This is a genomic window from Leisingera sp. F5, assembly GCF_001593695.1.
In genome coordinates this window covers 47,962-61,021 of record NZ_LUKH01000013.1, presented here as the reverse complement: position 1 = coordinate 61,021, position 13,060 = coordinate 47,962, and the positions used below count along the sequence as shown (strand labels likewise).

The 13,060-nt window shown below is 63.3% G+C and carries 11 protein-coding genes; 1 reads left to right on the top strand and 10 read right to left on the bottom strand.

The window, feature by feature from the left end; all coding sequences use genetic code 11:
- Window positions 1-23: 23 nt before the first annotated feature.
- Window positions 24-1,358: a PLP-dependent aminotransferase family protein gene (locus tag A2I95_RS10850; RefSeq protein ID WP_291729773.1), complete on the bottom strand. Its 1,335-nt coding sequence runs from the start codon at window positions 1,356-1,358 to the stop codon at window positions 24-26.
- Window positions 1,359-1,448: 90 nt separating this feature from the next.
- Here A2I95_RS10850 and A2I95_RS10845 point away from each other — a divergent pair, with 90 nt between their 5' ends.
- The gene (locus A2I95_RS10845) at window positions 1,449-2,627 is read left to right on the top strand and encodes an MFS transporter (RefSeq protein WP_291729772.1); all 1,179 of its coding nucleotides are present in this window, start codon (window positions 1,449-1,451) and stop codon (window positions 2,625-2,627) included.
- Window positions 2,628-2,653: 26 nt separating this feature from the next.
- On the opposite strand, the gene A2I95_RS10840 is transcribed toward A2I95_RS10845, so the two are convergent.
- The 9 genes from A2I95_RS10840 to A2I95_RS10800 form a co-directional block, all read right to left on the bottom strand.
- The gene (locus A2I95_RS10840; protein WP_291729771.1) at window positions 2,654-3,451 is read right to left on the bottom strand and encodes a hypothetical protein; all 798 of its coding nucleotides are present in this window, start codon (window positions 3,449-3,451) and stop codon (window positions 2,654-2,656) included.
- The gene (locus tag A2I95_RS10835; RefSeq protein ID WP_291729770.1) at window positions 3,448-3,828 is read right to left on the bottom strand and encodes a hypothetical protein; all 381 of its coding nucleotides are present in this window, start codon (window positions 3,826-3,828) and stop codon (window positions 3,448-3,450) included. The genes A2I95_RS10840 and A2I95_RS10835 overlap by 4 nt, the downstream gene beginning before the upstream one ends.
- Window positions 3,829-3,893: 65 nt before the next feature.
- A complete protein-coding gene (locus tag A2I95_RS10830; protein WP_291729769.1) occupies window positions 3,894-4,853 on the bottom strand; it encodes a dynamin family protein in 960 nt (319 codons plus the stop codon).
- Window positions 4,850-6,895 (bottom strand): dynamin family protein, encoded by a 2,046-nt coding sequence (locus tag A2I95_RS10825; RefSeq protein ID WP_291729768.1) that lies wholly within the window; start codon window positions 6,893-6,895, stop codon window positions 4,850-4,852. Before A2I95_RS10825 ends, A2I95_RS10830 begins: the two co-directional genes overlap by 4 nt.
- A gap of 88 nt (window positions 6,896-6,983) precedes the next feature.
- Window positions 6,984-8,177 carry a hypothetical protein gene (locus A2I95_RS10820; protein WP_291729767.1) on the bottom strand — a complete coding sequence of 398 codons (1,194 nt, stop codon included), beginning with the start codon at window positions 8,175-8,177 and terminating at the stop codon, window positions 6,984-6,986.
- On the bottom strand, window positions 8,174-9,127 hold the full coding sequence (locus tag A2I95_RS10815; RefSeq protein ID WP_291729766.1) for a protein phosphatase 2C domain-containing protein: 954 nt from the start codon (window positions 9,125-9,127) through the stop codon (window positions 8,174-8,176). The genes A2I95_RS10820 and A2I95_RS10815 overlap by 4 nt, the downstream gene beginning before the upstream one ends.
- Entirely contained in the window at window positions 9,111-10,460 is a 1,350-nt protein-coding gene (locus A2I95_RS10810; protein WP_291729765.1) for an FHA domain-containing protein, read from the bottom strand. The genes A2I95_RS10815 and A2I95_RS10810 overlap by 17 nt, the downstream gene beginning before the upstream one ends.
- An 11-nt stretch (window positions 10,461-10,471) precedes the next feature.
- A complete protein-coding gene (locus A2I95_RS10805) occupies window positions 10,472-11,830 on the bottom strand; it encodes a serine/threonine-protein kinase (RefSeq protein ID WP_291729764.1) in 1,359 nt (452 codons plus the stop codon).
- 599 nt (window positions 11,831-12,429) lie between these two features.
- On the bottom strand, window positions 12,430-13,020 hold the full coding sequence (locus A2I95_RS10800; protein ID WP_291729763.1) for a TetR/AcrR family transcriptional regulator: 591 nt from the start codon (window positions 13,018-13,020) through the stop codon (window positions 12,430-12,432).
- Window positions 13,021-13,060: the final 40 nt, after the last annotated feature.

The window sequence follows — 13,060 nt, the reverse complement described above, 5'->3', positions numbered from 1 at the left end:
AGCTGCGCAATTGCAGGCCTGCCCTACCCTGCCCTCTCAGCTTGAACCGCTTGGCGCACCGTCTCCAGCGTGCCGCGCAGCTCTGCCATCGGCAAGCCGCCAAACGCCAATCTCAGGGCTTGCGGTGCGGCGGCGGTGGTTGCAAACGGGTCTGCGCCGGACACTGAAATGCGCTGATCTTTCAAACGCGTCACGATGGGGTCCGCACGCGTGCCTTTGCCAAGCGGCAGCCAGGCAAACCCCGCGTTGCGATGCGAAACGACCGAAGCCGCGCCAAAGACTTCCCGGCACACCGATTGACGCGCAGCGCCATCTTGCCTGCGGGTTTCCTCGGACTTTTCAAGTGTCCCGTCTTCGATCCAGCCTGTGACCAATGCGGAAATCAGCGCCGGCGTGTTCCAGGTTGTTGCGCGGACCGCTTCCAGCAGAGCTGCGGTGCGACCTGCAGGCGCGATCACATATCCCAGCCGCAAACCGGTGGCGAGGCTCTTGGAGAAACCGCTGATATGCACTGTCCTGTCCGGTGCTATCGACAGGAACCCGGGCGGCGGATCCGGTTCCAAAAACGCATAGGCTGCGTCCTCGATAATAAGGAGGTTGTGCCGCTGCGCCACGTCAAGCAAGCGCAGACGTGTGGTTTCATCCATGACCGTCCCCAGCGGGCTTTGGACTGACGGCATCAGATAGACCGCACGTATGGTCCGCAAGCGGCATTGCCGGTCCAGATCATCCGGGTTCATGACGCCGTGCTGCGCCTCCACCGGGGCAAGCTCCAGACCGTTCAAGGCGGCAGCGGATTTGAACCCTGGATAGGTAAGGGCATCGGCAGCGATCACATCGCCGGGCTGAAACAGCCCCAAACAGGTGATCGCCAGGCCGTGCTGGCTGCCTGAGGTGACCAGCAAGTGCTCGGGGTCAATCCGGCCCAGCGACCGCCCAAGGCTTCCGGCGATGATCCGGCGTTCGTGAATGCGGCCGCCGTGGGGCTGATAGCGCAGCATCGCATCCAGATCGCCAGCCGCCGCAAGCCGCCGCAAGCCGGCCCGCAATATGTCTGCGTCCGCAGGCCCGCCAGGCATGTTGAAGACCAGATCCGTGATCCCCTCAGCCGCTGTTTGATGCACCCCCAGTGTCATGGGCAAGCCAGGATCGCGCACAAAGGTCCCGCGCCCGGCCTCGCCGCTGACAAGCCCCCTGCGCTCCAGTTCCTTGTAAACACGGGTTGCAGTCGCCAGCGCGACGCCGGTTTTCTCCGCAAAGGCCCGGTGCGTCGGCAGTTTGGAGCCAGGTGCCAGTTTGCCCTCGCGGATCGCATTGGAGAGCATATCGGCAAGGCGGATGTATCTGGCTTTCTTCATCTGCTCACTGTCATTAGGACAATAGAAAAATTGTCATACGTCGGAACTTCATGGCATTGCAGAGGCAAGTCAACCTGCGAGGCCCGCCCAATGCTCCGATTTCTGTCTGCTGCTTTGCTTGCAGTGATTCTGTTCACTGTGACCTTTGCCGTTAACCTGCAGGCGCCGCTGTATGACGCCTACGCCGTGCAGAACAATGCCGGCGCCGCCGCTGTTACAATTGCCTTCGCCGCCTATGCTGGCGGCCTGATGCCAACGCTGCTGCTGCTTGGCGGGCTGTCAGACCGGATCGGGCGGCGTATTCCCATTGCTCTCGCTCTGATCCTTGGCGCGGTTGCGACAGCGGTACTTGTACAGTTCCCAAACTGGGCAAGCCTGGTCGCGGCGCGGGTTTTGCTGGGTATCGGGACCGGGCTGGCGACCACTGCGGGCACTGCGTATATGGCGGAAATCCTTGGCGCCGGCCGGGCACGCACTGCGGCCTTGATTGTGACATCGGCAACGTCGCTTGGTTTCGGCGGCGGCGCTCTGGCAACCGGGCTGAGCCTTGGCCTGCAAGGGCCGACATTCCTGCCATTCAGTTATCTGGCGCTTCTTACAGCAGCGCCGGTTCTGGCCGCAGCTGCATTGGCCCTGCCCAAGGCGGACAGTCCGAAACCCGTCACACCGCTGCGGCTGCCGGTCTTTCCGTCCGGCACCTGGGTGTTCGGTGCAGCCATGGCGCTGGCCTGGTCGACAACCGGCATGACCATTGCCGTCGTGCCGTTGCAATTGGCTGCCAATGGGCTTGGCGGCTGGACCGGACTTGTCATCTTTCTGGCGATCTTCGCGGGGTTCATCTGCCAGCCTGTCGCCCGGCGCATGTCCAACGGCCGGGCACTTGCCCTGGGATTTGTGCTGATCCCGTTGGGCTTTCTTGTTCTTCTGGCCGGCGTCTGGCTGGCATCCCTGGTGCTGGTCCTTGCCGGAACCTGCATCACCAGCGCGGCAAGCTATGGCTTTACCTACCTTGCCTCCCTGGCAGAGGTGTCGCTGCGCGCACCTGACGACAGGGCGCGGGCAACGGCGGGGTTGTTTGTCTATGCCTACTGCGGGTTTTCGCTGCCGGTCATTGCAAGCGGCGCATTGGCCGACACCTTTGGACTGCTGGTTGCAATGGCCCTTTTTGCCGCCGTGCAGATATCCGTTACGGGGGTCATCGTTATGTTTTGGAAACGCGGCCTGCGCCCGGCCCGAACAGGCCCAGAGCAGGAATTGAGAGCTGTTTGATCCGGTCCGACCGCCGCGAGCACTGATCAAGAACCGGAGAATATCTCCGCCCACGCACCCAGTGCCGCGTCTGCCGCGTCATCACGCAGGGTCAAAAGCAGATGTTCGCCGCAGGCTGAGGCCACGATAATGCGTCTCTGAGGCGAGACCGGCAGCAGCAGGCATTCCGGCTTGGACGCAGGCATTCTGGACGTGGAGGGGCAAGCCCCCTTGGCCGCGAGGACGGTGCGCACTGCCTCCAACTGGCAAAGCAGGTCATCCGGCCCGCCGCTGCCGGACAGATTTCCACCCCGCCCGCATGAAATCCAAGCCTCTGCCTGAGGGGTAGCGCGAGCGTGGAACCGGTCCAGCGGACTGCTGCCTTCGGCTGCGCCCATGGCGTCGCTCAGCATCTTGGCGGTACAGCTGCCCGCTCCTTCGGTTGCCTTGCAAGGACGGCGTTTGATTGTGAAGCCTGCGCCATTGGCAGCGGCGTCCAGAGTGCGCAGCCGCGCGGCAAAGATCCGGGCAGCTGCGTCTGAATTCTCTGCACCGTCAGCGGGGTCTGCTGTTCGGCCCAGGGTCAGCCCGGTAAGTCTGCGCTGCGCAATCGTGAGCACAGCGGCAGGCTGCTGGCGGACACAGATGGTCAGTTCCCGCGGCAATACGGTTTCGCTGATTTCGCGCAGCACTGCAGCGGCGAGCGGTTCCTTCCCGGCCGCAGCCTGCTGCACGCGGGCACGGATTGCAGTTGGCGTATCTGCAAGCCGGATCAACGCCTCCTGCAGAGCCTCCGCAGTTCCGGGCCGTCGCGGCAGGAAATCAGCAGCCGCGTCTGCCATCATGCCTCCCCGGCCATAGCGGCCAGCAGGCCCCGCGCCGGGACAGCAAGCCGCCCAGCGCTCGCCGCATCGGAGCAGACACACAGCACCGCATCACCCGATCCATCTGCGGCGCGAACGAAAATGCGTGCTTCGCCTGGGGTCAGAACCAGAATATCATCGGTTGGCACAGCAGCTTGCGTATCACCGGCCGCCACAGCAGCATCAAGCAGCAGAAACCCCAGCCGGGCCTGCTGACAAAGGCCGTCTAAGTATTCCTGTGGCTGGCTAGCGGCGCTGCTGCTGCGCAAGACCATGCTGGTGCCGAGATCACCAAAAGCAGCCAAACGGGAGCCCTCCGCGGTCTGACGCAGCGCGTCAAGCTGCAGGGAAAGCGTCACTGGCTGCCTCCGTTCCCGGCAAGGGCCGGTGTGCCTTCTGGTGCGGGACGTTTGGGTATCATGCGTTACTCACCAGTAGGATGGATTTCGGGCCGGGTCCGGGCCGGCCGTTTGCTGCGCTTGGCCGGGGTGACCCGGCGCGGCGTCACACGGTCGCCGGTGTCCGCGCAGGCAGGGTTTCCTTGCAATTGCGGCTGTCCGCCGCTGTCGCGCTTGCCGCCAAAGTCCAGCACATCAGCCCTTAACGGCTGCACCGTTTGCGGATTTGACGCAGAAGCCGCAGGATTGGATTGTGCAGGCGCAACGCGGTTCGGCTTTGCCCAAGTCACAAGCATATCCACCAGATATTCAATGAAACTGTCAGCGCCACTGGTCTTCCAAACTTCCATATCCTCGCCCGCGGCCAGCGCCTGGCTGAGCGACAGCGGAAAAATTGCGCCGAAGGCTTCGCCGGTTTCCTTGCGGACACGCCGGGCCACGCGGTCCTGATCCCGGCTGCTTCGCAGCTTGTCAAAATGCGTGATCAGCAATGTGTTCGGGCCTTCAAGGCGCTCTGAAATCTCCTCCCACACAGCGGCTTCAGACTGGCGCCAAGCCTGGGTGGCATGGGTGCACCAGATAACGCCGTCTACCTCGGGCAGCAGGTTTTGCCAGACACTGGACGGCATGTTGGGGTCCGATATGCCCGGCATGTCAATAAGATCGCACAGCTCCAGCGCCTCCGCCGGGAGTGTCAGGCGGATCAGCGCAGTGGTGTCCATCGGCACCTTGGCAAGGTCTTCAAGCGGCAGCGGTGTTTCGCTGCCGTCGGTGCCGGTAATGCTGGCCCCTTCAGGCCCGTGTGATATCCAGACAGGCGGCAACCGGGTGGCGGTCACACGGGTGGGCAACGGCTGGCGCCCCACAAGCAGGTTGGTGAGGGTGCTTTTACCGGCGCTGAATTCACCCATCAGCGCCAAGCGCGGCTTGCGCTGCGGTGCGGCAGCCGGGGAGACGGAGGTTTGCATGGCGATTTCCTGTGTCATTCGGTAAAGCTCCTGAGCGTTTGCAAGGCGTCGTCGGCCTGTGTCCGGCGGTTGTCATCGGCAATCAGCCCCTGCATATCGCCGCCGCGGCGGCAGTGGTCTGCGATTTCCATCAGGATGTCGCGCTGGTCGTCGAAGAAACTCTGCAGCGGGGCAAGGACGGCAGCGCCGGCATCTGCTGTTTGCACGAATTTAAGCTGGGTCATGAAATCTTCGGTTTCCCCGGCAATCAGGCTGCGGAAACGTTTGGCAAAGGCCTGATAGCCGCGGGTGCGGCGCCACCAGGCCGCCCACCAGCTGTCATTGAAATCCAATGCAATGGCCTGCCCCAGCGCAATCGGAGAGCTGGCCGGGGGCACCTCGGGGACTGACAGCTGAATACCCTGGACCGCTGCGCCGAAACCGTCATAGAGCAGCTCCGCGACGTCCTGCACCGCGGTCTCATACCGGGCTTGGGCGGCAGCCTGCAGGCGGCTGGTCATCACCGAATAGGCAGAGCGCAACAGCATCCGCAGCCCGGCGGGATCATATTCCCAGTGGCAGTCCTCGCCCCATTTTTCCAGGTGCTCGATCAGCGCGTGGGTGGCGCGGTCGGTGAAGGTGGCATGGGCCCGGTCGGCGCGGTCGCGGAAGGAGTCGAGGATCTGCGCGGTCTCGGCTTCCAGTGCGTCCAGATGGGATTTGCAGATGTTCTCAAACGAGGTGCAGGTGTCATGAAGACCGGCTTGCGCGCCGCCCTCGCCCTGCACCCTGACTGCATGTGCCGCCTGCTGGCCGGTGGCGGCGGTAACAGCAGAGCCGGCAATGCGGGCCAGCAGCGGCGTGCCAAGATCGGTTACGATCCGTTCAGCCATCACCCGGTTCAGCGCGGGCAGTCCGGACAGTTCCCAAACCATGTTCTGGGCTGACAGTTCGGTATGGGAACTGTTGACCGAGGCTTCGGCCCAATTGAGCAGCGCGGCGGAACTTGCCTTGTCCATGTCCTCCAGCCCGCCGGTCAGCACCTTGTTAGCCCAATAGGCGCTGCCGAAGAGGACGGTTGCGTCCTGGGGCCCGTGATGAGAGTCCAGTGTCTGGCGGATGCTGGCCTCGATCTCGGGGATCTGGGCGGCGGGGTCGGCCAGCTCGTCGATGCGGTTGACAAAAATCACAACCTCGCGGGACTTGAGGTTGGAGATCATCCGGATCAGCCCCATGTCGACCGAGGTCAGCGCCTGGCCTGCCGACAGAACCACCACGCATAGGCGGCTGTCGCGGATTGCTTGGATGGTGATCTGCTCGCGCATCATGAAGGTGTCGTTGACGCCGGGCGTGTCGCGCAAGCACAGGCGGTGTGGCACGCTCTGGCAGTTCAGGTACAGATCGGCTGCACGGGTGATATCGGCAAAGCGGCCTTGTTCGCCGGCACCGCCTTCATCCTCGCCAAAGTCGTCGCCCAGGCAGATGTAGCGTTCGATCAGGTTTTTATCGAAATAGCCGTACTCGTGTTTCTGCCCCATCAGCAGTTCGAATTTACGGCCCAGCCGCTGGCGCGAGCGTTCCCGCATCTCTTCGATCTGAGAGCGGATTTTCTGCAGCTCGCTGCTGGCGCCGGCACGGCCTGCCATTTCACCGATGCGCCCGCCCTTGGTCAGCAGCCGGTCCCATTCCGCCTCGGTCATAAACTGGAAGCAGGCCCTGTTCTCAACCCGGGTATCTCCCGGCGTCAGGTGCAAGGAGGTGACGACCGAGGTCCAGGGGTTCACGTCCGAAGGCAGAAGGTCGGCCCAGCCCGCCATCGCATTGACCAAGGATGTCTTGCCGGATTTCACCTGTCCCAGCAGGGTGACACTGGGTTCAAAGGTGCCAAGTTCCGCCTGCAGCCGCGCAAGACTGCGCTGGACGCGCATCCCCGAAACACCGGACAGGACGGACAGGGCTGCATCAAGCCGCTGCGCTTTGCCGGCGAATTCCGAGAGCGGTTCCAGCCCCGCATTCAAATTGGTCGGACGCGCGGAGGCGTGGATGTCTGTGGCACTCTCGATCTGAGCTTCCATGTTCATGGCTGAACCTTGCTGTGTCTTGCTTTGGCGTGTGTTTCTGCCCTGCCGGGCCGCGGTGAGGCAGCAGGAAAGGATGTGCGGCGGGTCATCACCCCGAGGGGTCTTCGGACAGTTCCTTCTTCAGCTGGATGAGCAGCGTCACCGCGTCGATGGCCGCGTCTTCGTCCTGTTCCAGTTGGCAGAGCATCAGCATTTCCTCTCCGTCCTGCGCCGCTTCGCGGGCGGCCTCCACTGCTGTGCTGCCTGGCATTGCCTCCAATGTCTGCGACAAGCCGCGGATCATCTCCATGCATTGCGCCAGCACCGGACCGGCTTGGGGGCCGCCTGCGGCTTCGGCTTCTGCCAGCATCTCCTCTGCCCGGGCTTGCATCTGGTCCAATGCGCTGCTGAGGCCGCCAGCAGCGGTCCGCGGCGGGTCCGCGGCAGGAAATGCCGGCTGCAGGCCGGTAAGACCAGTTGTTTCGCCGCCAAACTGGCGGATCAGCAATTCGGCCTGATCCACATCCGAGGCACGGCCGGTTTCAACCTGCCGCATCACGCCATCCGCCAATTGCTTGCCGCCGCTGGAGCGCCAAAGATCATGTGCCGGTGCGGGTGCTGTCCGGGCCGTCAGCCCCTGGATCGCGGCAACCGGATAGACGCCCAGAAATTCCTCAGCGGCAACCGGTTCCAGCGTCTTGATCAACCCGGCCAAAGTTCCCCGCATGATCTGCCGGTCGGCCATGGTCAGCACCAGGAAACTGTGATCCTTGGTGCTGTCAGGAACGTCGGCCCACAGGGCCTGCTCCGTGTCCGCAAACGCCTGGCTGCACCACAGGATAATATCCGCCGCGCCTGAGGCCTGCTGCAGCAGATTTTGCTGGCGGGCCTGCGGGCCTGCCAGCGGAAGTTCAGTATAAGTGTGGGTGCGCAGCCGCGGGTCTGGCAGAAACTGGCGGATCCGCTGGGTGCCTGCCGGCACCTCAAGCTCTGCCAGAACACCCGCCTGTTGCAGGCGCTCGCCCTTGGCGGTCTCAAAAACCGCACATTCCTGATCGCCATGGCAAATGTCGACGACAACGCTGCCGGCATTGCGGCCAATGACCACCCGCCCCAGCAGCATATCAATCAGCGCCGACTTGCCGGAACCAATGCCGCCGGTGACAATGATCTGCACCGGCTGGCGCAACCGCTGCAGCAGCTGGCTGCCCCAGCCTGAAAACTCAGCCGGCAGCTGCCCTGTGCTGAGCGTGTGTTCCAGTCGGCCCGCCAGCGGGCTGATATCTGTCTGAGGAAGGCTCAAGCCGATGCATCCGTCTTGTTGCGGCGGGCGGCGGGCGCAGAATGCCACGTCGCTGACGCCAGGAGGGTGATCACCCGGCGGCCGCTGCGCTGATGCGACGGCGCAGGAGGCTGTTCCGGCGGCGGCGGGGATGGCTGGGTCTGGGCAGGAATGGCGGCCTGCGGGTCAATGGGTTTGATCACACAGAAGGCGGCATTGTCCTGTTCCGGAGCGTTCAGCACCTCCAGCTGCTGCATCAGCGCAGCACCGATGCGAGCGCTGGAACTGCCGCATTCTGCAGTGAGGACGGCGGCGATCTCTTCCTCCTCCAGGAATTGCAACCCGTCGCTGGCTGCCAGCACGATATCGCCGTGCTGCAGCCGGACTGGTGTGCTGCGGCAGTCGATGCGGGGGATTTCCGCCCCGGTCAGCACTGAGGTAACGCAATGCCGGTCCGGATGGCTGGCACCCTCGGCCGGGTCCATGCGGCCTTGGGCGACCAGCCTGTCAATCTCTGCTGCCATCGAGTGGTCGGCGTTAAGCCGGATCAGCGCGCCGTCGCGGAACAGGAACAGGGGCGAGTCACCGACCGAGATCCAGTAGAGCCGGTCATTGAACAGCACCGGTGCCAGCAATGTCGCACCCATGCCGCGGGCCTGCGGCTGATGGCTGGCGTATTCGCCCAGGCAGGCATTGGCGCCGCTGGCGGCCTGCTGCAGCACCGCGCCGATCGCCTGCTCCAGCGCGCCCGGGTCGTCCGCGCGCAGTTTCAGATCGCTGAACACCTCGGTGACCACAATCTTGCTGGCGACATCCCCGGCGGCATGGCCGCCCATGCCATCGGACAGCACCGCAAAACCGGTGCCGGTGCCGGCCAGGAAATCGGCGGCAACCGCGTCCTCCTGCCGCTCGCGGCGACCCTTGCTGATGGCCGTCGCAGCATCATATTCGAACTCAGCTGTGCACAGCATGGGCAGCATCGTCGGGTTGCGGCTGGTCCCAGCCGAAATCGGCGCCGCAAAGCGGCACAAAGCGCAGGGTGGTCTCGCCAATGCGGATCAGGTCGCCCGCCGTCAGGGTTTCGGTGCTGAGCACAGGGCGGTCATTGCGGCGCACCAGGTTCGCCTTGCCGCCGTGGCCGACATAGAAGGCTTTCTGTTCCGGGTCATAGGCGATGGCAGCGTGGTTGTCGCGCGAGATGCTGTTGTCACCGAAGTCCAGCCTTACGGTCTGGTTGGCGCCGCGGCCGATCACAGTGACGCCGCTGAACAAAGTAAAGGCAGCACCCCGGCCCGGCCCCTGCACAATAGCAAGCCAGCCGACGGGGAACCGGGTGTAAGCGGGCGCGGTTTCTTTCTGGCTGCGGGCAAAGGGATCGCTGTCTTCGGCTTGAGCGGGGCTGAAACCCAGCAGGCGGGTCTTGACCCGTCCGGCCCGGCTGGCGCCGCGGCCCATCGACGGTGCGGGCACATCAATTGGCGCGACTGCCGGGCTGTCCATGGAGACCGCGGGTTGAGGAGTTTCGGGCGCCGGTTGCGGGGCGGAAACAGAAGCCGCCTGCGGTGCAGGAGCAGCCGGCTGGGAAACACCGCTCAGGATACCGGCAGGCCGTGCTTCGCCGGCGGGCGGGCTGGTTTCAGGCTGTTGCCCGGGCTGAAGTGCCGGAGCAAGAGCTGCGGCAAGGACATCCTCAGCACCAGGTTTGCAGTCTTGATCATGTACACCGTTTTGAGTTCGCTTAAAGGCCCGGTAAAGTTCGCCGCTTTCTGCTGCTGGTTCAAGCGGTTCCGGGCTGCGGAACCCGTCCTCTGCGCCAGCCGGTGCGGGCGCTTCGGCACCAGGTGCGAAGGGATCGTCTGATGCAGCGTCTGCGGGGCTGCCAAAGTTACCGGCATCGCCAGGGTTCGCGCCGGCCGCTGGCATTGCCGCGGTTTCTTGCTCGCGGGCGAAAAAGGCCGCGATGGCCGAGTCCTGCGGCTCCTCTGCAGCAAAGCCAGGCAAGCCTTCGCCTTCTGCCAACGCGTCTTCAGGCCCAGCGTCATCAGTCCAGCAGCCATCCGCCAGATCGCCAGCCAGCGGAGCAGCGGTCTCCGCCGGGGATGCCGCCTGAGCGGCTTCCGGCACCGCATCCAACAGGAAACCCCGGTCGAGGCTGAGAGGCGGACGGGCTGCCCCGGTTTCGACGACGTCAGGAGCAACCGCATCCTGCACAGGCGCCGGGGCCGGGTCTGCTTCTTGTGCGGCATGACCGTCCAGGCGGACCCTCTCCCGCTTTTCGCCAATGATATCCTTGATGAATTTCATACCCATTCCCTTCAGCTCTTAACCGTTTCCGGGTTGCTTTGCCGGCGCCCGAAGATATTGCGCAGCCGGCCAGCGAAACTTGGCTTTTCCCGGCGCAGTTCCAGAACCGGCTCTGCCGGGAGGGCCGCAGCGGATACGGCGACGGGCGGCTGTTCCGCAGCGGGCGCGTTTTTCTTCCGCCGCGGGACTGCATCCTGTTCTTCCAGCCAGGCTTCCACGTCGCTGACCGGCTCACCGAAGATATTCACCAGTTGGCCGGGCGGCTTGGAGGGTGTGCTGACAGGCGGGATCTGCTGTTTCCTGGCCGAACGCGGTTGCCCAGGTGTCAGACTGACGTTGGTTGCCGCGACCAGCTTGGAAATGACGGCATCCAGGCTGGCACTGTTTTCAGGCGCTGGCGCAACGGTGCCGGGCAGCTGAGTGGCTTCTTTCGCAGCGTTCTGCATTTCGCAATCGTCTTCGGCCAGCGTGCCTGCCCAGTCGCACGCCGCCTGAAACCGCTCTGCCGGAAGCACGGACATTGCCATATCCACGGTGGCCAGCACCACAGGATCCGCGTTCCACGGTCTGCCCAGCAGCGGTTGGCAAGGATCCGGGTCTCCCGCCATCACTGCGGTCAGCCGCTGCTGGCTGCCTGCCGGCACTTCTCCGGTAATCAGATAATAAAGCGTGGCGCCCAGCGCATAGAGGTCACAAGCCGGACGCTGAGGCAGCTCGGGCCTGTACAACTCATGCGCGGAATAGCCATCCTTGACCGCCAGCAGCAACGGCAGCGCGGTATCGTCATTAGGAAGCCTGCCGCAGGCGGCCCCGAAGTCGATCAGCGTGAGGCTTCCGTCTTTACCGAGGATGAAGTTGTCCGGCGAGATGTCGCGGTGCAAAATACCTTGCCCGTGCAGGCCGTCGAGCGCTTCCAGCGCCTGTCCCAGAATGTGCCTCAGAAGCGGCGCGGTCAGCCGTTCAGGCTGGTCCTCACGCACGGTCAGCAAGTCCAGACCGTCGACGAATTCCATTGCGATGTAAGCGGTTTGATTTTCCTTGAATACCTGATGCACGCCGACGATGCCGGGATGCCGGGCGCGGGCCAGCAGATGCGCCTCGCGCAGGAAGTTGCGCAAAACATTGCGGCAGGATTTGGCGTGTTCTGCCGTGCTGGGTTCAACATCCGTGCCACTGCGGCGGCAAATGCCAGCCGGAAAGCACTCCTTGATGACGACGCGGCGTTCCAGGCTGTCCCGGGCCAGATAGGTGATCCCAAAGCCACCGCTCAGCAGCGGCCGCTCGATCTGGTACTGGCCTTGCAGCAGTTTGAAGCCGCAGGGCAGTTCACAGGAGAGCGCCGGGTCAGCAGAGGATGTGTCGTCAGGCACAGCGTCAGTTTCCTTGTGGCAGCCGGAGCTTTGGCCGGACGGGGCAGTTGAACCCCAACGCTGGAAGCAGAAAACGGAAGGATCGCGGCGCCATTCGGGCAATCAAGGCAGATGCGCCCAATTCCCGCCGCAATTGACGCAAAACACCAGGAATGACTGCGTTAACGGGCCCGTAACTACTTGTGTTGAAGTTAGTTAAACTGAGTGTGCAAGTGACCATTGTCCCCCGCCCAAGGTGTGAAAGGCGGTGGATCTGGCTGAAAAAGCGTTTGCTGCGTGATTTGAGAGAGGGTTTCCGAAGCCCTGCTTCAGCCAATGATCCGGCAACCTGTTCGGTTACTGCAGCCCCGGATACCAGCCTGCACGCCAGCGGTTCAGGCTGCGCCCCTTGATGAGCCAGAGGCACCTGTGGGACTTGGTGTTTTCAAGGGATGGAAGATTCCGCGGAAAACACTCCTGTGCTCAAAAACAGAACCGGCCTGAAAACAGGCCTGCAGGGGAGTATTTTGAAGCTGCTGAACATATTCCGGATGCGTCAGCAGTTGAGCATGTTCCCGGGGATTTGAAAGATAAGGCACGCAGACGGGCATCCTTGTTTTCTAGGGTAAAACTGCAACTTGACCCAGTGCCAATTCCGCCACGCTGTGCAAAGCATCAGCTGTGGCGCCATCGCGGGCTTGCGCGGCAAGTCCCTGAATCAGAACTGCAAAATACTTCGCCAAAAGATCCGGATCACTTGCCGCCGGCATGTCTCCGTCTTCGATACCACGCTGGATGCGGGCGGCGATCAATGCCTCACTGGACTGCCGGTATCCGGCGAGCAATTTCTGCGCACCTGTGCTGGCGGCACCGCAATTGGTTGCAGCGCTGACAAGCAAGCAGCCTTTGGGCCTCTCCTTACCGGAAAACGCCTCGATGGCCTCAAACAGATAACGGCGCAGGGCCTTGGCAGCCGTTGCTTCCTCTTCCAGCGCGCGGGGGGCATAAGCCGCAATGTTCTGCGCGTAGTGGCTCGCACAGCGTTCAAACAACGCCTGTTTATTGCCGAAAGCCGCGTAGATGCTGGGTGGATTCACCCCCATGACGGCGCTGAGGTCGGCCATGGACGCGGCCTCATATCCCCGTTCCCAGAACAGCAGCATCGCCTGCTCAATCGCGTGTTCGGTGTCAAAACTCCGCTGCCGTCCCAAGGTCGCCTCCATTTTATTTATCGATCACTACACAAAAATA

What these genes read in the sequence shown, in the direction of transcription:
- A2I95_RS10850 (WP_291729773.1), bottom strand. Translation starts at nt 1,358, where the DNA reads ATGAAGAAAGCCAGATACATCCGCCTTGCCGATATGCTCTCCAATGCG.
- A2I95_RS10845 (WP_291729772.1), top strand. Translation starts at nt 1,449, where the DNA reads ATGCTCCGATTTCTGTCTGCTGCTTTGCTTGCAGTGATTCTGTTCACT.
- A2I95_RS10840 (WP_291729771.1), bottom strand. Translation starts at nt 3,451, where the DNA reads ATGATGGCAGACGCGGCTGCTGATTTCCTGCCGCGACGGCCCGGAACT.
- A2I95_RS10830 (WP_291729769.1), bottom strand. Translation starts at nt 4,853, where the DNA reads ATGACACAGGAAATCGCCATGCAAACCTCCGTCTCCCCGGCTGCCGCA.
- A2I95_RS10825 (WP_291729768.1), bottom strand. Translation starts at nt 6,895, where the DNA reads ATGAACATGGAAGCTCAGATCGAGAGTGCCACAGACATCCACGCCTCC.
- A2I95_RS10815 (WP_291729766.1), bottom strand. Translation starts at nt 9,127, where the DNA reads ATGCTGTGCACAGCTGAGTTCGAATATGATGCTGCGACGGCCATCAGC.
- A2I95_RS10810 (WP_291729765.1), bottom strand. Translation starts at nt 10,460, where the DNA reads ATGAAATTCATCAAGGATATCATTGGCGAAAAGCGGGAGAGGGTCCGC.